The organism is Kutzneria sp. 744, assembly GCF_000568255.1.
Taxonomy (GTDB): domain Bacteria; phylum Actinomycetota; class Actinomycetes; order Mycobacteriales; family Pseudonocardiaceae; genus Kutzneria.
Genome location: NZ_KK037166.1, coordinates 372353 through 392056, shown reverse-complemented (window position 1 = coordinate 392056; position 19704 = coordinate 372353). Strand labels below are relative to the sequence as shown.

The following is a 19704-nucleotide window of genomic DNA, read 5'->3' as shown; positions in this document are numbered from 1 at the left end:
CGGTGTGGTCGCCGAACTGTCCACCACGCTGACCGACGAGGTCGATGACGCCGATCCCGGCGTGGCGGACTGACGGTCGTGCCACCGGGCGCGGCACCTTACGCCAGGTAGCCCACGGAGGGTGGCGGATCGGTAGCGGCGGGCCATAATGCCGTCGTGGCGACCAGGGAAACGGTGCCGTCTCGGGGGCGCTTGCCGTTGTCGGGCACCGGAGTACGAGTGGTGCTGGCTGGCACGGGCACCCATCCCGCCGGCGCTGACCTGCCCACCGTGTCCGCGGTGGCGGCCACCGTGGCGGATCTGGCCGACGCCTTCACCCAACAGTGCGAGGTCGCCCCCGAGAACCTGGCCGTGGTGGTCGATCCCGCCAGCCCGCTGGACCTCGGCCAAGCCCTGACCCGGGCCGCCGTCGCCGCGACCGACGTGCTGGTCTTCTACTACGTCGGACACGGTCTGGTCGGCGAGAACGGCGGCGAGCTGCACCTGGCCACGAGCGCCACCGACGACCGGTCCGTCGGTCTGGCGTACAAGGCGTTGCCCTACTCGGCGGTCCGGGACGCGCTGATCGGGTGCCGCGCCCCGCTGTTGGTCGTGGTGCTGGACTGCTGCTTTTCCGGCCGGGCCGGCAACTCCTTCGCCCTGGGCACGTTGCGCGCGGCCGAACTCACCGGCGTGCACGGCAGCTATCTGCTGACCTCGGCCGCCCGGGACGAACTGGCGCTGGCCCCGGTGGGGGCCCGGCACACCGCGTTCAGCGGCGCGCTGATCGAGCTGCTGACCACCGGTGATCCCACCGGGCCGGCCGAGTTGACCCTTGACCACGCCTACCGGCACCTGACCCGGGTGCTGGCGGAGCGGAACGCGCCTCGTCCGCACCGCCAGGCCGGTGACCGGGGCGGCGAACTGGTGCTGGCCGCCAATCCCGGGGCCGCCGAGACGCCGGCCGGCGCCGGCGGACTCCCGGCCCCGTCGGGCGAGTCGATCTGCCCGTACCGGGGAATGCGCCGGTACGACCGGGAGGACGCGCGCTGGTTCTTCGGCCGTGAGGCGATGACCACCGAACTGGTCCGCCGGGTGACCGCGACGCTGGCCGAGCCGGGCATGGTCGTGGTGATCGGGCCGTCGGGCTCGGGCAAGTCGTCCTTGCTGCGGGCCGGGTTGCTGCCGGCGCTGGCCGAGGACGACACGGTGGGCGCGCGGTACTGGCCGCAGCTGGTGTTCACGCCCGGCGAGCACCCGATGTCCGCGGTGGCCGCGAAACTGGAGGGCCGGCCGGCCACGGCCGAGACGATCGGCGCGTCACTGCGCGCGGCGTACCCGGACGCCGAGCGGGTGGTGCTGGTGGTCGACCAGTTCGAGGAGTTGTTCACCGCCGGCCAGGACGAGGACGAACGGCGTGCCTTCCTGCGGGCCCTGGTCGCGGCGGCCGGGGCGGGACCGGACGGCGCCGAGCCGGCGGTCGTCGTGGTGTTGGGGGTGCGCGCGGACTTCTACCAGCACTGCCTGCGGCACCCGGAGCTCGCCCGTGCCCTGTCCGACGGGCAGGTTCCGGTGATACCGATGACCGAGGCGGAACTGCGGGAGGTCATCCGGCGGCCCGCCGAGTCGGCCGGGCTGACCGTCGAGCCGGCGCTGGTCGACCTGCTGCTGACCGACCTGAACACCGGTGCGGACACCGCGAGCGCGTTGCCGCTGCTGTCCTACGCGCTGGTGGAAACCTGGCACAAGCGCGCCGGCGCCACGCTGACCGTGGCCGGGTACCAGGCGACCACCGGGGTGTGGCAGGCCGTGCGCCGGCGCGCGGACGAGGCGTACCAGAGCCTGGACGCCGAGGCGCAACAGGCGGCGCGTCGGCTGCTGCTGAGCATGATCCGTCTGGGTGAGGACACCGCGGACACCCGTCACCCGCTCGACATCGCCACGCTGGCCGTCCGGCCCGATGATCCGACCGACCGCGCGCTGCGCGCGTTGGCCGAGGCCAACCTGGTCACGGTGGACGCCACGACCGTGTCCATCACGCACGAGGCGTTGGTGCGGGCATGGCCGCTGCTGCGCGGTTGGCTGACCGACAACCGCCAGGAACTGCTGGCGCGCCAACAACTTCGCGACGCGGCCAGCAGCTGGCAGCGCGACGGCCGGGACCAGGCCGGGTTGTACCAGGGCGGCCGGCTGGAGGCGGTGCGCGGCTGGCGTGACCGTTCGGAGCTGACCGAGGTCGAACGGGAGTTCCTGGCGGCGAGCACGGCCGGCCACCGGCGCCGGCTGCGTCGACGCCGGTCCGTGATCGGCGCGCTGGCCGCGTTGACCGTGCTCGCCCTGATCGCCACCGGTGTCGCCGTGACCAAAGCCAACAACGCCTTCCAACAGCAGCAGACCTCACTTTCGGAGGCTTTGTCGTTCGAGTCCGCCAACGTGACGGCCACGAACATCCGCAAGGCCGACATGCTGGCCATGGCGGCCTGGCAGACCGCGCACAACGCCGCCTCGCTCGGCAGCCTGCTCAGCAGTGAGAGCACGGGCTACCTCGGCGCCTTCACCGGCCACGCCGACTACATCGAGGCGCTGGCGATCAATCCCGCCGGCACGCTGCTGGCCAGCGGGGACAAGAGCGGAGCGGTCATCGTCTGGAATCTGAAAACCCGGCGTCTGCTGCGGAAGTTCACGGTCGGCGGCAACGTCAGCGCCCTGGCGTTCAGCCCGGACGGCGCCACGCTGACCGCCGGCGTCGTCGCCACCCAGGGCGTGCACCAGTGGGACACGACCACCTTCCAACCACTGCCCAACGACTATCCGACCGTGTTCGGGGTCAGCGCCCTCGCCTACAGCCCGGACGGCCGGACCCTGGCCGTGGCCGCGATCGAGGGCGACCACCAAACCACTCACGTGGGCGATGTCCGGTTGTGGGACACCGCCACGCATCACAGCAGCGGCCTGATCGCCGCGTCCACCACCTACGTGCAGACCGTCGTCTACAGCCCGGACGGCCGCCTCATGGGGACCGCCGGCTACGACAACACCGCACGACTGTGGGACGCGACCACGCACGCCCTGACCACCACGTTCGCCGGGCACACCGCACCGGTCTGGTCGCTGGCGTTCTCCCGGGACGGCGGCACCGTGGCGACCGGCGGCGCGGACGGCACGGTGCGGGTGTGGAACGTGGCCTCCGGCGCCTCCAAGAAGGTCGAGTCCACCGGTGCCGGGACCATACCGGCCGTCCAGTTCGCACCGGGCAACGACTGGCTGCTGATGACGGACACCCAGGGCGACATCAGCTTCTACGACCTGTCGACCGGAACGCTGAACCGTTTTCCGCTGAGCGTGCAGGCTCCGCTGGACCGGCTGGTGTTCAGCCCGGACGGCCACACCCTGGTGGCCGGCGGCATCTCCGGCAATCTGCTGGCGGTGGGCTGGTCGCGGACCGGCGTCAGGGCGTCGGCGTCGGTGACGGGCGTCGCGGTCAGTCCGGACGGGCGGCAGGTGGCCACCGGCGCGGCCGACGGAAGCGTGGTCCTCTGGCCGGTCGACAATCCCGCCGACCAGCGTCGTCTCGACGGGCAACAGGGCGAAGTCAGCCAGGAGGCGTTCAACCGGGACGGCACGCGGCTGGCGGTGGCCGGAGTCGACGGCATCGCCGTGTGGGCGGTCACCACCGGCCGGCAGATCGCCACGCTGAAGCCGCCCGACAGCGCGCTCGTGGACGACGTGGCCTTCGCGCCGGACGGCCACACGCTGGTGACCTCGAGCCTGACCGCCGCCAGCGACGGCGAGGTCGACTTCTGGGACGCGGACGCCTTTCGTCTGCTGGGGTCGCTGCCGAAGCACGACAACGGCAGCGGACGCGTCAGCTTCAGCCCGGACGGTCGGCTACTCGCGACCACGGGAACCGGAAAGGTCCAGCTGTGGGATGCGCGTACCCGCAGACTCGTCGACACGCTCGACACGGGGTCGGCCTACCCCCATGTCGGCGATGTCGCGTTCAGCCCGAACGGGAGCCTGCTGGCCACGTCGGTCGACAATCCCGCCAACGACACGCAGAACGTCCAGTTCTGGGATGTCGTCAGCCGGAAGTCGGTCGGCACGCTGACCGACCTCGCGTCGACGGTCACCTACATCGCGTTCAGCCCGGACAGCGCGACCCTGGCCACCATCGCCCAGGAAAACGTCGTGCGGCTGTGGAACGTGGCCGACCCGACACCGCTGGCGACGATCGACGCCGCGAGCCCCGGCTCGCCGGTCAACGTCGTCGCGTTCAGCCCGGTGGGACGAGCGCTGGTCAGCGGGGGAAGCGACTTCAACGCCACGTACTGGACCCTCGATCCGGACGCGCAGTTCGCCCACCTGTGCCAAGTCCTGGGTGCGCCGACCTTCGACGTCGAGTGGAGGGCGCTGGACCCGAACATCGGTCCGCCCCCGTCCTGCGCCGGTTCGTCACCGTCGTGACGGACGTGGTTCCGGTGCCCGCAGCGCTCCGGCCGGCACCCGGCGGCCGAGGATCAGGTACAGGGCGGCGGCGATGACGAAGCCGACGAGGAACGTGATGTCGCCGATCTGCGGGATCGCCGCGGGCACCGGCGCGAGGTAGAGCGACTGGTTCGCGAAGAACAGGATCGAGATCACCGCGCCGGCCAGGAACGACACCAGCCCGGGCCAGCCGACGCGTGACCGGTCGGTGAGCAGGGCGGTGGTGTCCTGGCCCGTGCGCAGCCACTGGTCGGCGAAGACCACGCCCAGCCAGGGCGCGATCCAGTACGAGATGACCAGCAGGAAGTTCTCGTACGCGGCGCCGGCGTCGGACAGGCCGAACAGGGCGAGCACGTAGCCGACGGCGCCGAACCCGAGTGCGACGATCGCCCGCCGCCAGGCCAGCGGCAGCGTGATGCCCAGGGTGAGGAACGCCAACGCGCCGGAGTAGACGTTGAGCGCGTTCGCCGCGACCGCCCCGAGCACGATCGCCAGCAGTGTGATCGCCGCCAGCCAGCCCGGCAGGTGCCCGGTGAAGGCGGCCGTCGGAGTCTGGTCGGCGTCACCGCCGATGGTCGCGGACGCGGCGCCGACGCCCATCAGCACGGTGCACGACACGAACAGTCCGAGCGCGGCGAACCAGCCGACCGCCCGGCCGCTGACCGTCGCCGGCAGATAGCGCGTGTAGTCGGCGGCATAAGGATTCCAACCGGCCGCATAGCCGAACGCCGCACCCGTGGTGAGCAGGAAGCCGCCAACACCGCCGGCACCGCCGGGCGCGTTCGGATGTGCCTGGGCGAACGTCACCACGGCGACGATCGCGAAGATCACCGCCAGCACGGCGAAGACGTACTTCTCATACGCCTGAACCAGATTGTGGCCGAAGAACGCGATGCCGCTCTGGACCACCACGACCACGGCGAGGGACGCCGGCAGGGGCAGCCCGGTCAGCGTGTTGAGGGCGAACGCGCCGCTCACGCTGTTCACCGCGAACCAGCCGATGCCGGCGGTGACGGACATCAGTGCCGCGGGCGCCAGGTTTCCCCAGTACCCGAATCCGAGGCGGCTCAACACCATCTGCGGCACGCCGTGGCGCGGACCGCGGGCGGACAGCAGTCCGTGGGTCAGCGCGCCGAGCCCGTTGCCGAGTACGACCGCGGCGATCGCCTGCCAGAACGACAGGCCGAACACCGAGACCGCCAGCACGCCGACGAAGATCGTGGCGAACTCCAGGTTCGGCGAGGACCACGTCCAGAACAGTTGGCGTGGTGTGCCGTGTCTGTCCCCGGCGTCGACGGGCTCTATGTCGCCGGATTCGACGGCGACGACCCGATCCGCGTACCCACTGGACCGCGCCGGTCCGGTCGCCGAGACCGCCATCAGTGCCTCCTCTGATCGCTTGGACGCCGGAACGCTAGAGGACGCTTGTCACAGTAGTGTGGCTCGCCGTTAACACGGCTTTTCGCCGTTCGTCCCGATGTCAGGAAGGGCCCCTTCCTCTCGTTGGATGAGAGGAAGGGGCCCTTCCTGACGTTGAACGTCAGGATTCTTCCCTTGATCTTGGTCAGGCGGCCGGATGCCAGGTCAGGATGCCCGCGAAGGACTTCTCGATGCCGGCGCTGGCGACGATGCTGGCGGGGACGCCGCCGGCGTTGGTGATGGCGTGGTTGTTCCGCAGCGTGACCTTCTTGGCGCTGCCGTCGGCGGACCCGTTCTGCCAGTAGTTGTTCTCGATGTCGAGTGGGTCGTAGTTGCCGTCGTTGGCGGTGTAGTCGGTGTGCCGGCTGCCCCAGGCGTTGGCCGCGCCGGTGCTGTACACGCCGTTGCCGGTGATGGTGATGTAGCCGGCCCCGTTGTCGGTGTAGATCACGTGGCCCTTGCCGGTCTGGTCGTGGAACAGGTTGCCGGTGATGTGCTCACCGCCGGCCAGCGACGACCCGGTGATGCCGTTGGTGTAGATCGCGGCGCCGTCGTTGAGGAGCTGCATGTGGTCGAAGATCAGGTTGCTGGACAGGGTGTTGCCGTTGGAGTAGTTGGGCTGCGCGGGCAGCTTGACCTTGTCCGGCCAGCCGCCCCAGCCGATCGAGATGCCGGTGTAGGGCACGTGGTCGATCTGGTTGTGCGACACGGTGGCCTTCTCGACGTAGCCGATGTCGATGCCGATGCCGCCGACGAACTCCGACGCCACGCCGTAGACGTGGTTGTCGAGGATCCGGTCGCCGCTGGTGCGCTGCGCGGCGGTCGGCGCGACGACGTCGACGCCGCCAAGGGCCATGCCGTTGCCGGAGATGTCGGTGAACACGTTGCCCTTGACCAGGTCGTTCTGCGAGCCGGTGCCCAGGTCGAGGCCGGTGCCGCCGAGATGGGTGAACGAGTCGCCGGTGAACTGCACGTTCTGGTCGGCGGTGAAGGTGACGGCCGCGCCCTGCTTGGTCCACGCCCCGTACGGGCAGGTGCCGCCGGACACGAACTGGCACAGGCCCTGCCGGTCCCAGCCGTGCGCGCCGGTCAGCGTGTAGTTGGCCTGGATCTCGGAGAAGCCCTCGGAGGTGTTGGGCTGCAACCAGGTCGCGTAGGAGAACTGGATCCCGCTGAACACCACGTTGTGCACGCCGTTGCCGGTCACGAGGTGTTCGAGCTGCGGCACGGTGACCGTCGCGGTGGCGAGGTTCTCGCCGCTGCGCGGGATGTAGTAGATCGTGTGCTTGCTCCGGTCGAGATACCACTGGCCCGGCGAGCTGAGCAGCTCGTAGGCGTTCTCCACGAGCGTCGGCGACTCCGTGATCGCTTGCCGGCCGACGAGTTCGTAGGTGCGGCCGGAGCCGTCGGTGCGCATCAGGCGCTTCTCGGAGTTGTTCCAGCACGGCTGGGCCATCGTGATGGTGGTGCCGGAGACGGAGCCGACCGGACAACGCGGCTCGGTCCACGCACCGAGGCCGCCCCGGTAGACGAACTCGATGTCACTCGGGTTGCGCCAGCCGGCCATGGTGGCCGCCGAGGCGGTGTAGCCGGTGGACGTCCGGGTCAGCTTGACCGGGAGTTGCCCACTCGCCCGCTGGGCCCGGACGCCGTTCACGTACAGCTGCCGGGTGTCCAGAGTGGACGGAGCAGGCGCCGACCAGATGTTCTTGGCGGCGTCCGACTTCGTCCATCCGGTGATGGGGAGTCCGCCACTGAGCACCGGATGCGCCCCGGCGGCCGCGGTCCACACGACGTTGTGCCCACCGGTCCCGCTGTCGCTGGAACTCAGCGACAGCGTGGCCGGCAGCGGGTACACGCCGTCCGCGAGGCTCACGGTGACATCCGATGTCTGGCCGGCGGTCAGCCCGCGCACGACCTGCTGGGCCCGGCCCACGGTCCTGAGCGGCGCCGACGCGCTGGTGCCGGGGTTGGCGTCGGAACCGGTCGGCGACACGTACACCGTCGTCGCCGTGTCGGCGTGCACCAGGCTTGCCGTGCTCACCGTGAGCAGGACGGCCAGGAACACGCCACCATGCAGTGGCTTCATCGAGAACTCCCGTCAGGGGTTGCCATGTGGCGGGTGTACGCGCGGGGGGTTTGCACAGCGGCGGGGTCATGGCACAGCGGTGCCAACACCAGGCCGATCGTGGTCACCAGCGCCGAACCGAACCGTCCGATCACCTTGCGCACGTCCTCACGAGGAACGAGCCGCGCCCGTGGGGAACGGGCGCGGCGTGGCGGTGGCGCGCGGTAGTGACTTTCTACGCGTGTAAACGGTTGCGGTCAACAGTCATCCGATGAATCTGGTTCGTCCCGGTGGGGTTCCGAAGTCGGCCACCGGCCCTGACCAGTTGTTTCACGCCTCTCGTTCGCACTCGTTGATCGGGCCCTCCGTCAGCCCCGGCCCAGACCGCCGGTCAGGACGGGCGGGGTGAATCGGAAGTAGCGTCCCGGCTGGCCGAGCGCCGCGGCGGCGGCGTTGAGCCGGGACGGGTCGACGTCCCAACGACCGGTGGCGATCCGGTGCTCAAGGGCGTGTAGCGCGGCGATGGTCTCGGACGGCTGGAAGGCACAGTGCCCGGTGGTGTCGACGTATGCCTGCCGGAAGAGGTTCGGCGTCTGAACCAGCCTGCCGTACCAGTTCTCCTGGCCGACGGGCACGAGTTGGTCGGCGATCGTGTGGATGTCGAGTTCGGGGGCGTGCAGCCGGCCGGTCGGCATGGAGGTGTGGGCGAGCGTCGCCACGGCGTACGGGTCGGGCGTGATGTTCGCGTCGCGGGTGAGACGGGCGAGGTCGGCGTTGAGGTCGAGCCCGGCCTGTCGGTACAGGGCAAGGACTTCCCCAGCCTGGCTGCTGGAGTTGAGCAGTGCTCGGTAGTCGACGCCGACGGTGTGGGCGCTGTTGCCGCCGGCGGCGAGTTCGATCTGATACCGGCCGGTCATGATGAAGTTGAGCACGAACGACGTGAGTTCCTGCTCCTGCTGGGCTTCCTGGGCCGGGTAGTCGGTGGCGGCTGGGGGAGTGGGGCCGGAGGACCAGGTGGGCTCGTTCATCAGGGCCGCGCCGAGCGCGATCCGGGCCCGGCCGGCGGCATTCGCCTGGGCGGTGCCGACGACGCTGGTCAGCAGGGTGGCCGCGGCGCCCGCGGCGTCCTGGTTCGGGTAGCGGACCAAGGGTATCGACTGCTCGGGGGCGAGCAGATGCGCGAGCGCGTATTCGCCGTTGAGCTGGTACTGGTTGAGGTTGAGCGCACCGGCGACCAGGCCGCAGGTGGTCAGTGTGCCGTCGACGCGATCCCGCTCGGTTTCCAGCGCGCTGACCAGTCCACCCATGGAGGTGCCCCACGCGATGGTGCGGCTCGGCGCGCCGGTCTGCCGTTCGATGGCGTCGAGTGCGCCGAACTGGTCGCGCACCGCGGCGGCCAGCGCCCACCAGGACGGACCCGAGTATGACGACCCGACCAGGGCGTAGCCGTTGTCCAACAGGGCATTCGCGGTGGCCTGGTCGGGGGCGTCCTGCGGGGTGAGCGGGCCGTAGCCGTGGCTGTACAGGATGATCGTGCCGTTCCACGAGCCGGGCACGTCCGCTGTCCAGCTCGCGCCGTCGGAGAGCTGGCCCGTGTAGTGCTGGGCCGTATGGTGCTGGGGCGGGGTTCCGGCCGCGGCCGGAACCGCCGCGGCCACAACGGCGGCGACCGTCAGCGCGAACACCCGGACACGCCACTTGCTCATGCTGGTGCCTCCCGGTCGAGTGACACGGATCCGTGGCACGGACTCGGCTAGGAGCTTGGCACCGGTGGCGGTTTTTGTACAGGGTTCCTGTTCTTTAGCGACTCACCGGGCGCGACGCGGCGGCGTATCGGTGAGGCTGGCATGACAGGCGATCAGGTGATGGCGCAGCTGGTCGGCCTGCTCCCCGGTGAGCCGGTAGATCATCTGCGCCTCGAGTGCGGCGACCGGTCCGCGGAAGCGGTCCAGCAGCCGCTCGCCCTTCTGGGTCAGTCGGATCACCCGTCGTCGCCGGTCCCGTGGATCCGTGTCGCGCGCGATCAGGCCGCGGTCGTCGAGGCCGGTGACCATGTCGGCCATGGCCTGGTCGGTGACGAACGAGTTGCGGGCCAGCTCGGCCGTGGTGAGGTTCGACCGACGCTCCAGCACGGTCAGCGCGGTGTACTGCAGGACGGTGATCGCGGCCGGGCGCAGCAGTTCGTCCAGGTGCGCCCGGACGGCCAGTTCGAGCTGCTTGGTCAGGTATAGCAGGCTGGGCGGCGCGGATTTCCGATCGTCGTCGGGCTGTCGGGCCGGGACGGGTGGTGCCATTCGACCATGGTGACCGATGGATGGCGGACTGGGCCAATCGCGCCGGTTGGTTGCGGATCCATGTCGATCCGACGCCAAAAGCACAGGAAGCCTGTACGTTCACCTCCGCGTCGCTCGCCTCACTGTGGAGGTCTCATGAGCAGGACAGCCGTGCGTACCCCGTCGATGACCCGCGGCACCCAGGTCGCCACCGCGCTGGCGGTCTGCGTGGCCCAGGTCGCGCTCGCCATTCCGGCCGTGCTCAACGGCCAGTTCCAACAGGACCTCGGCACCACGTCCGCCCAACTGACCTGGATCTCCGACGCGTTCCTGGTCCCGGTGACGCTGCTGGAGCTGACCTTCGGTGTGCTCGGGGACCTGTTCGGCCGCAAGCGGCTGCTGATCGGCGGCAGCGTCCTGCTCGCGTTGGGCGAGCTCATCAGCGTGCTCACGCCGGGCGCCGGCGTGAGCACCGATGCCCGGGTGGCGGTGCTGTGGATCGGGCAGGCAGTCGCGGGCACCGGCGCCGCCGTCTTGTTCCCGACCACGCTGGCGATGGTCGCCGCCGGGACGCACACCGCCGCCACCCGCGCTCGCGGCATCGCCATCTGGGCCGCCGCGCTGTCCAGCGGCGGCTTCGTGTCACCGGTCCTGGGCGGGCTGGTGACCAAGATCGGCTGGGGTGGGGACCCGACCGCCACCTGGCGCTGGGCGTTCGTCCTGGTCGGCCTGCTGGCGCTGGTCAGCGCGGCGGTGGGGTTCGCCGCCCGGAACTCCTCGGCGCCCGAGGGGCGGTCGCTGGACTGGCCGGGCCAGGTCACCATCGCGGTCTCGCTGTTCGCGCTGCTGTTCGCCGTGATCCAGGGGTCCACCAGCGGCTGGTCGAACGGCTGGGTGATCGGCGGATTCCTGCTGGCGGTGGTGTTCTTCGCGCTGTTCATCGTCGCGGAACGGCGCGCGGAGGCCCCGCTGCTGCGGCTGGATCTGTTCGCCAGCCGGGCGTTCGCGGTGAACTCGCTGGTGACGGTGGTCGGCATGTTCGCGTTCCTGGGCACCGCCTATGCCACCAGCATCCGCCTGTCGGCGATCCAGGAGTTCACGCCGATGCAGACCGCGGTGGCGTTCGTGTTGCTGAACGGGTTCGCGCTGCTGTTGACCCCGCTGGTCGAACGGGCGATCCACCACTACAACCCGCGCTGGGCGTTGGGCGGCGGCTTCTTGCTGATCGCGATCGGCGACGGGTGGATCGCAACGCAGTCGGCGACGACGCTGTCTGTGCTACCGATCGTCGCCCCGCTGGCCCTGATCGGCATCGGCTTCGCCTTCGCGCTGTCCGGCGTGACGGCCGTCGCCGTGAACACCGTGCCGAACCATCTCGCCGGCATGGCGTCCGGCACGACGAGTCAGTTGCGGGACTTCGGGTTCACGCTCGGCCCGGCCGTCGTCGGCGCGATCGCGCTGAGCCGGGCCGCGGCCGAGATCCAAGACAAGCTGGCCGGCAGCGACGCGCTGCGCTCCGCGCTGGCGGCCTTCAACGCCGCACCCTCCCACGTGCCGGAGAGCCAGCGGGCCAGCGTCGAGGCCGCCGTCGGCGCGGTGAACTCGGGACCGCTGGGGGCGAATGCCGTCCCGGCGACGGTGCCCTCGCCAACCGGCGGCACGATGCCGTTCAACCCACTCAAGGACGTCGCGTTCCAGGCGCTGGACCACGCCTATTCCGCGGGCTACCTGGTCTGCGCCGCCGCCGCCCTGCTCTCGGCTGTGTTGGTCGCCGTCCTGCTGCGCGGCGCGGCCGACCGCCCGATGGTCACCGAGGAGTCACTCCACGACTGAGGCGGTGCCCCACGTGGATGCCGCGGGTGCGTCGGCGTGACCGTGGACGTGCGTGGGCCGACTTCTGGAACCCCACAGGGTCGCCCGCGGTGGGCGGAGCCCGCGGGACCGGTGCGACCGTTGTAGTGCCGGACATCCTCGGCGAGCACGGCGTTGAGGTGCCGCTGGCTCAGGATCAGCATGCGGTCGGTGAGCTCAGATCTGGCGGTGAGCACGAACCGTTCGGCGTACAGTGCGCCCGTGGGCAACGCGGCGGGATCCTCACCGCCGTGATGCCCACGTCAGCCAGAACGGCGTCGAACGAGGCCGCGAACTGGCCAGCCCGGTCGCGGACAAGAAACCTGAACTCGCCGACTTGGTCACCGAGATCCATCACGAGAGTGCGGATCTGCTGCGTAGTCCACCCACCGTCCGGATTCGTCGTCGTGCCGAGGATGTGGACGTAGCGGCTGCCGACCTCCAGCACGAAGAACACGTAGATCCGCTTCAGGGTGAGCGCGCAGTCGACGTGGAAAAAGTCGCACGCCAGCATCGTCGACGCTTGCGTGCGCAGGAACTGCCGCCAGGTCATGTCGGTGTGAACCGCCCCGGATTTGGTGGAGGCTCTGATGTGCCCTGAGTTTCGTGGAGCCGGCTCGCTGGACTTCATGCCACGGTTTGGGCTGTCGCGCCGTAAGGGAATCACGGTAGCCCGGTGCACGGTCGAGCGATTGATGCGCCGGTTGGGCGTCGCCGGTGTGACACGCGGCAAGGCCCGCCGCACCACCATCGCGGTCCCGATGGCGTGCGGGCGGGCGGGCGACCTGGTCAACCGCCGGTTCACCGCGAAGCGTCCGAATGCCTTGTGGGTGGCCGACTTCACGTATGTCCCGACCCACTCGGGCACGGTCTACTTGGCGTTCGTGATCGACGTGTTCTCCCACCGGATCGTGGGCTGGAAGGCCGACACCAGCATGCGCACAGATCTGGTGCTGGATGCGCTCCAGATGGCGCTGTGGGCCCGTGATCACGCCGGCCATCCCGTGGGGCCGGGCCTGGTGCACCACTCTGACGCCGGCGCCCAGCTCAGACTCAACCGGTCGTCGCAACACCGGCTCATTGGGAGAGTAGCAGTTCGTTCAGCGCTTCGGCCGGTGTCTTCCAGCCCAGTGTCTTACGTGGACGGTTGTTGAGCACGGCGGCAACGGCATCGAGCTCGTCGCGACCCCAGCGGGCCAGGTCAGTGCCCTTCGGAAAATACTGTCGCAGCAAGCCATTCGTGTTCTCGTTGGTGCCCCGTTGCCACGGACTGTGCGGATCAGCGAAGAAGATCCGCAGGCCGGTGTCGATCGTCAACTGGGCATGCTGGGCCAATTCCTTGCCTCGGTCCCATGTCAGTGTCCGGCGCAGTTGCTCGGGCAGCGCTGTGATCGTTGCGGCGATCGCGTTCCGGACAGCTTCGGCGCCGCGGCCGGCCAACGCCGGGCCGTTGTGCGCGCGCGGACCGTGGCCATACCCCTGCATACGAGGAAGATGTAGCAGCAGCGTAAACCTGGTGGTCCGCTCGACCAGAGTGCCGATCGCGGAGCTGTTCAAGCCGATGATCAGATCTCCCTCCCAGTTCCCGGCAACCGTGCGGTCCTCCACCTCGACCGGCCTCTCGCTGATCATGAGATCGGTTGTCACGTGACCGCTTGCCCGTCGACGGGCACGGGAACGAGGAACGCGCAGTGCCCGGCCGGTGCGCAGACAGGCAACCAGCTCACGTTCGAGCGCGCCGCGGCCGGGAACGTAGAGCGCCCGGTAGACCGCCTCGTGCGAGATACGCATGGACTCGTCGTACGGGAAATCTTCCTTCAGCCGCTGGGAGATCTGCTCTGGGCTCCACGCGTTGACCCATCGCCGGTCCTGACGCCGTGGCTTGTTCCGCCCCTTCCAAGGCGCTGTCCCCGGCCCCACCACAGATGTCCCGTCCAGCCGGCGAACCTGGCCGCAGAGCCGCTCCTGCACGTACCCGCGCAACGGTTCATTGTCGGCTAGCTTCGAGGCTTTTGGCCGGCGAGCACGACGCTCGGCATGCCATTGCGCGGTCGAGGCCTTGTAGTCGAGGTTGTAGGTTCGGGTCGATGCGTTGCGCCGCAACTCGCGCGAGATCGTCGAAGCATCACGCCCGAGTTGTCGAGCAATCTCACGAACGCCAACGCCTTGCGCACGCAAGATCGCGATGTCCTCTCGTTCAGCGAAGGACAAGTACCGGCCCGACACCGTCGGAGGAAGAGCTGGATTCACGCCGCCAGCGTGACGGAACCATCTGAACGCGACCGGTCCCGACACGCCGGCCTTCGTAGCCGCGTCCTCGGTCTTCTCGCCTCGCGCGATCGCAGCCCAAAACCTGACTCGATCCTCGCGCCATGCCACCGTTGGACGCCCAGGCGACGGCATCTGACCGCGGTACTCACGCGCCAGTTTCTGCTTCAATCCGGCCATCACAAACCCCTGACGTCGAGGTGTTGCGACGACCAGTTGAATCCACCCAGTACACGTCGATCAGCTTCACCGACCACCTGATCGCCACGGACATCGACGCCTCGATCGGCTCGGTCGGGGATGCCTACGACAACGCCCTGGCCGAGTCCATGATCGGGCTGTACAAGACGGAGCTGATCACCAGGCGTGGCCCGTGGCGTACCCGTGATCAGGTCGAATACGCCACCCTGGAGTACATCGACTGGTACAACAACCGGCGGCTGCACAGTCGGATCGGGCACCTACCGCCTGCTGAGCATGAGGCCGGGGCTTACCCCGGATGTCGGACACGGGGTTATGTGAGGTTCCCCCAAGGCCGGGTAGTTAACGCATTCGTGCTGGTGGCAAAGGGTTTTAGTACGGTTCCTCTTCGGCACGGGAACGCGGGTAACGCAGCCACGTTGGAGCAGGTAGTCCGTCAAGATCCACTGCTTCCACGGAGCTCTGTTGCCCACACGTCGTTGTGCCCTGCCGCCTGGTCTGACGACCGTCTCCCGCGAGTTCACGGTGGCAGAGGGACGCTTCGCTCCCGGCCACCTGGGCGAGCTGACCCAGGTCGTTCCGTTCGATCTCGTGGACGCCGTGCTGGAAGAGACACGCAGAGGGCAGCGCCGACTGCGGGACCTGCCCTCCCGGGTCGGGGTCTACTTCATGCTCGCGATGTGTCTGTTCCCGGAGGTCGGTTATCGGCTGGTGTGGCAGAAGCTGACCGCGGGCCTGGCAGGACTGGAGGTGGCCCAGCCCACCGCGAAAGCCTTGCGGGACCTGCGCCGCCGGCTCACCGCCGCACCGATGCGACGCCTATTCGAGGCGGTCGCAGGGCTACTCGCCCAGCCGACGACACGCGGCGTGCGATTCGGGCCGTTGCGCACGGTCTCCTTCGACGGCTGCAGTTCCATCAAGATCCCCGACAGCGTGCGCAACGTCGACCGGTTCGGGCCCGGTAGCCGAGGCGGCTACCCGATGGTGGAACTCATGACCCTCGTCGAAACCGGCACCCGAGCCGTGATCGCCGCGGTATTCGGCCCGACCCGTGAAGGGGAGACCGCCTACGCCCGCCAACTGCTGCACCACCTGGGCCCGGACATGCTGGTCTTGTGGGACAAGGGCTTCGACGCCAACGCCTTCCTCGCCGCCGTGGCCGACACCGGCGCTCAACTCCTGGGCCGCCTGCGCGCCAACCGTCGCACCCCGGTCCTGACCCGTCTGAGCGACGGGTCCTACCTGTCGGTCATCGGCGCTGTCCCCGTCAGGGTCGTGGAGGCGCGGATCACCGTGACCTGCACGGGCGGCACCGTGTTCACCGGCTCCTACCGGCTGGTCACGACGTTGACCGATGCCCGCCGCTACCCCGCCCAGGCCCTGGTCGCCCTCTACCACCAGCGTTGGGAGCACGAGTCGGCGTACTACGCGCTGCGGCACACCCTCGGGCAAGGCCGGGTGCTCCGCTCGGGCGACCCCGCCGGCGTCGAGCAGGAGATGTGGGCCCTGCTGACCCTCTACCAAGCGTTGCGGGCCGTGATGGTGCGGGCCGCCGAGTCGCAGCCCGGCATCGACCCGGACCGCTGCGGCTTCACCATTGCCCTGCACACCGCCCGTGATCTGGTCATTGGAGCCAGGGGCATCACGGCGCCCACCGCGGGGACGGACCACGTGGGTGTCATCGGCCACCGCGTGCTGGCCGGTCTGCTTCCACCACGACGCCTTCGCGTGAGCACCCGCAAGGTCACATCGCCGATCTCGCGCTACAGCGAACGCCTCGACGACGGCCGCCCGGACACCAGCCGCGCTGTCACCGGCCTCGACATCGTCATCGTCGAACCCCCGCAACCGCTGCCCGCGCTGCCCACCGAGTCCCGAGACGACCGAAACACTGCCCCTGCACAGCGTCGTAGGCACCGGATTTTGGCTCTGCTACAACAAGATTCCACTCGCCTGTGGCGACCCCGTGACATCGCGGCCCACTTCGGCGACATCACCATGGACACCATGTACAGACAGCTCTCCCGATGGGCGGACAGCGGGCTCATCCACAAGATCGGCCCCGGTCTCTACACCGCAACGACATGGGCGCCCAACCCCTTGCCAGGACACAAAGATCGTTAACTTCCCGGCCTTGGGTCAAGTCCCCGCTCGATGAACCCCGGCTCGTAGGACCAGCCGTCGCCGACCCAGGACGCCTGGTTGTTTGTGGCCGAGGTCAGGCCGTCCACCGACTGCGAGTCGTAGTTCAGCTCGAGGGTGGGATGCAGACCGCCGGGCACCGGCGGAGTGTTCATCGTGTAGTTCCAGGTGAACGCGTCCGAGGAGCCGCCCGCTGCCCAGGACCCGGATGGCTTCAGCGATGTCGCAGTGAAGTCGCCGCTGCCGTTGCCGGTGCTCGACCCCGTGGCGGCGAGCATCATCGGTGTCCTGGAGGCAGGCAGTCTGACATCCGCGGACACCGTGAGCGTCTTGGCGTTGTTGGTGGACGCCAGCGCGGTTGGGGCCAGGCATTCGGGATTGTGGTTCTGGCCCACTTTCCGGATGCTGTTGGTGATCTTCAAGCGGCCAGCTCGGTGAGCAAGGTCTGACTGAACCGGTAGAAGGGACTCGGCGGCCGTGGGTTCCGATCGGTCGCTGATTGTTGGCTCAGGCGGATGATGTTGGTTCCGGCGGCGGTCAGGACGTGCTGCACGTGGGTCTTGGCCAGTCCGTGGTAGCGGCAGTGTCGTAGCCCGTGGGCGTGGACGGTCTCGGAGACCGTCGCCTCACACCCGGCCCGCATCGCGTACCTCTCCTTCCACTCAGGGGTTTTCTGCTCCACTCGGGCACGAGACTGAATCTCCTGCAGCGGTTGAGGTAGTAGGAGGAGATGCCGGCCTTTGCCATCGACGTTGCCAGTGCATTGCTTGCGCACGGCGCAATCCCGGCAGTCTGACCGTCTAAACAGGACCGATAGGCCGGGGTTCTGGTCGGCGATGGTAGGTTTCCATGGTGGGCTGGTGACTCCTTGCGGACAGGTGACCGTCCGGGCCTGCCAGTCGATGGTGAACGCATCCTTGCTGAAGCCGGGATGCTCGTCAGCTCGAGGGTCTTCCCGAACCGGCCCGACGATGGTGACACTGTGGACGGTCGCGGCGTGGTGGATAGCCTGCGGGGTCACGTATCCGGTGTCGACCAGGTGTTCGGCGGGGAGGAGATGTTGGGTGGCCAACGCGGTGTGGACACGGTCGAGGGCTGCGATGTCCTGCTCGGGAGCCGGGGTGGTCAGCACATGCACGATCACCCGTGGCATGTCCTCATCGCACGTCTCGGTCTGGTGGTCCTTGTACCCGATCCATCTCGCCTTGCCCGGCTTGTGACTGAACCGCGCCTCGGGATCATGCAGGGACACGATCTCCAGCCCCGACCACGGCACTCGAGCCGAAGCCGGATCCGGATTCCCATCGGCCGCCGGCGCGGAGGCTGATCTGCGCGGCATGCCTCGCCGACTGTTGCGGTCCTTGGTTTGTTTGGGGCCCCGCCACCGCAGCTGGCTGGCACTGTCGTACCAGTACTGCTGAATCCAGACCCGCCGCAAGACATCCACCTGTTTACCCCGGCGCAGCCGCTGCGGGGTATCCGGGCGAGCCAGGGCCTGCAGCACCGTCATTCCGTCGGTCCCGACGGTCAGGGCGTAGTCCCGTTGGGCGTCGGCGCCGCGAGGTAGCCGATCGTAGCGGACCGGTCGACCGTAGCGCTTGACCCAGTCCGCGGTCACGACGCCGGCCAGCCAGTCAGGAGCAGTGGCCGCCAGTTCCTCCAGTGCTGCCCGCAGCGTTTCACCCACCAACTCCAGCCGCGACAACGTGCGCACCGCGGCCAGCACGTGCGTGGAGTCCGTGCGCTGCCGCCCCCGGCTTTTGACCAAGCCGGCGGCCACCAACCGATCGACCATCACTGCCAGCAGTCGGTCGGCACGGTCGTCCTCGGCCATCCGATCGCGGAACTCGCACAGCACCGAGTGGTCAAAGCCCGGTGCGTCCAACTCCAGCCCCAAGCAGTATTTCCAGTCGATACGGCACGCCACCGCCTGCGCGGCCTGCCGATCAGTCAGGTTCTCGGCGAACTGCAGCACCGACACCAACGCCAGCTGGGCCGGCGACAACCCCGGCCGGGTACCAGTCGGCGAAGTCCTCGTCGACGAACAAGCCGTCCAACTGGTCCCGGATCCACATCGCCGGCGTCCCTCGGGGGTTCGCTGCACGCGCGACCCGCGCCGTCTCGGCCGGGATCGTTCTGCCCGAGCTGTGCCCCATCGCCACGACCAGCACCTCATCCGCGAGGCCGCCCCCACGCTGACCAGCTAATCGCTCATACGAGCGGTGATGCCAGGGGCCAACTATCCAAGATCACCAACAGCATCCGGAAAGCGTGCCAGAACCAGTTTTCACGCATCGCCGACAGCTGTACGCCGACTTCGACGTCTCGGTGCTCCACATCGTGGCTCAGCCTTTTCTTTTGTCAGCAACGACTATGGGCGTGCTACGCAAGCAAATTCCGGACTATCTGCTGCTCACCCTGACGCAGGGACATCGATGATCACAGCAGTCAGTTCCGGTTCGGACGGGAGCGGAACGGGACACCCACAGCCCCATGGACCTGGAACGACCTGGCATAGCACCCAGCCCCCGCGGACAGCAGGGGCTCAGTCCAAGCCCGCGCTGCGTTCGGCGCGTCGCCGCTCGGCGGAAGTAACCGACGCCATGCGCGTCCAACGGCAACTTAACAACCTCGACAAGCTGCGCGGCACCGGCGATGAGCTGTACGACCGCTGACCTGGCCGGTGTCAGGCGAGGAAATGCCACAGATATTGAGACTGATCATGGGCGATACGGTCGTGAGACGACCAGAACGCCCAGGTCAGCAAAGATCGACATGTCGTCGACAGCGAGACCCTACAAGACAAGATCACGATCTAGGGTTGGAGCACTACGCCGGTTGAAGCTGGCCGCGCAGTTCGTCTACGGTGGGCCAATTCGCTGGCCCCTTTTCTCGCCGGCCCACACGGGAGCAGACTGGATGCAAGTCGCTCGCGAATCATCATAGCCGGCCAAGGATTTCGGCATGAGCCGCGCGACCGCGTACGGCTACGTGTGGGCCGCAAGCGCCGTTTCGGGG

Annotated in this window: 11 protein-coding genes and 2 pseudogenes; 5 read left to right on the top strand and 8 right to left on the bottom strand. The window is 68.7% G+C overall.

Going from position 1 to position 19704, the window contains the following annotated elements; all coding sequences use genetic code 11:
- Nucleotides 1-156: 156 nt before the first annotated feature.
- Nucleotides 157-4443, top strand: coding sequence for a caspase, EACC1-associated type (locus KUTG_RS01770; protein ID WP_157494230.1), 4287 nt, complete (start codon nt 157-159; stop codon nt 4441-4443).
- Here the strand turns inward: KUTG_RS01770 and KUTG_RS01765 are convergent.
- The 4 genes from KUTG_RS01765 to KUTG_RS01750 form a co-directional block, all read right to left on the bottom strand.
- Nucleotides 4432-5844 (bottom strand): purine-cytosine permease family protein, encoded by a 1413-nt coding sequence (locus KUTG_RS01765; RefSeq protein WP_043714404.1) that lies wholly within the window; start codon nt 5842-5844, stop codon nt 4432-4434. The two genes, KUTG_RS01770 and KUTG_RS01765, sit on opposite strands and share 12 nt — an antisense overlap.
- Nucleotides 5845-6028: 184 nt before the next feature.
- On the bottom strand, nt 6029-7972 hold the full coding sequence (locus KUTG_RS01760; protein ID WP_043714403.1) for a right-handed parallel beta-helix repeat-containing protein: 1944 nt from the start codon (nt 7970-7972) through the stop codon (nt 6029-6031).
- 347 nt (nt 7973-8319) lie between these two features.
- A complete protein-coding gene (locus KUTG_RS01755; RefSeq protein ID WP_043714401.1) occupies nt 8320-9657 on the bottom strand; it encodes an alpha/beta fold hydrolase in 1338 nt (445 codons plus the stop codon).
- 102 nt (nt 9658-9759) lie between these two features.
- Nucleotides 9760-10245, bottom strand: coding sequence for a MarR family winged helix-turn-helix transcriptional regulator (locus KUTG_RS01750; RefSeq protein WP_052393712.1), 486 nt, complete (start codon nt 10243-10245; stop codon nt 9760-9762).
- A gap of 135 nt (nt 10246-10380) precedes the next feature.
- Between KUTG_RS01750 and KUTG_RS01745 the strand changes: the two genes are divergently transcribed.
- Complete coding sequence (locus KUTG_RS01745) at nt 10381-12057, top strand: MFS transporter (protein WP_043714399.1); 1677 nt, start codon at nt 10381-10383, stop codon at nt 12055-12057.
- A 175-nt stretch (nt 12058-12232) separates the two neighbouring features.
- Here KUTG_RS01745 and KUTG_RS01740 read toward each other — a convergent pair whose 3' ends face one another.
- Nucleotides 12233-12628: an integrase catalytic domain-containing protein gene (locus KUTG_RS01740; RefSeq protein ID WP_232240597.1), complete on the bottom strand. Its 396-nt coding sequence runs from the start codon at nt 12626-12628 to the stop codon at nt 12233-12235.
- A gap of 100 nt (nt 12629-12728) precedes the next feature.
- On the opposite strand from KUTG_RS01740, the pseudogene KUTG_RS55795 reads away from it, so the two are divergent.
- Nucleotides 12729-13121, top strand: a pseudogene (locus KUTG_RS55795) (DDE-type integrase/transposase/recombinase); the annotation flags it as partial.
- 31 nt (nt 13122-13152) lie between these two features.
- On the opposite strand, the gene KUTG_RS01735 reads toward KUTG_RS55795, so the two are convergent.
- On the bottom strand, nt 13153-14523 hold the full coding sequence (locus KUTG_RS01735; RefSeq protein WP_043714398.1) for an IS30 family transposase: 1371 nt from the start codon (nt 14521-14523) through the stop codon (nt 13153-13155).
- Here KUTG_RS01735 and KUTG_RS60570 point away from each other — a divergent pair.
- Nucleotides 14448-14813: pseudogene (locus KUTG_RS60570) on the top strand (integrase core domain-containing protein); the annotation flags it as partial. The gene KUTG_RS01735 and the pseudogene KUTG_RS60570 overlap by 76 nt on opposite strands.
- 256 nt (nt 14814-15069) lie before the next feature.
- Complete coding sequence (locus KUTG_RS01730) at nt 15070-16668, top strand: IS4 family transposase (protein ID WP_063753465.1); 1599 nt, start codon at nt 15070-15072, stop codon at nt 16666-16668.
- Here KUTG_RS01730 and KUTG_RS01725 read toward each other — a convergent pair.
- Nucleotides 16665-17108, bottom strand: coding sequence for a hypothetical protein (locus tag KUTG_RS01725; protein ID WP_043714396.1), 444 nt, complete (start codon nt 17106-17108; stop codon nt 16665-16667). The two genes, KUTG_RS01730 and KUTG_RS01725, sit on opposite strands and share 4 nt — an antisense overlap.
- Nucleotides 17105-18862, bottom strand: a complete 1758-nt coding sequence (locus tag KUTG_RS01720; protein WP_255361005.1) for an IS1182 family transposase — start codon at nt 18860-18862, stop codon at nt 17105-17107. Before KUTG_RS01720 ends, KUTG_RS01725 begins: the two co-directional genes overlap by 4 nt.
- Between the last annotated feature and the right edge of the window lie 842 nt (nt 18863-19704).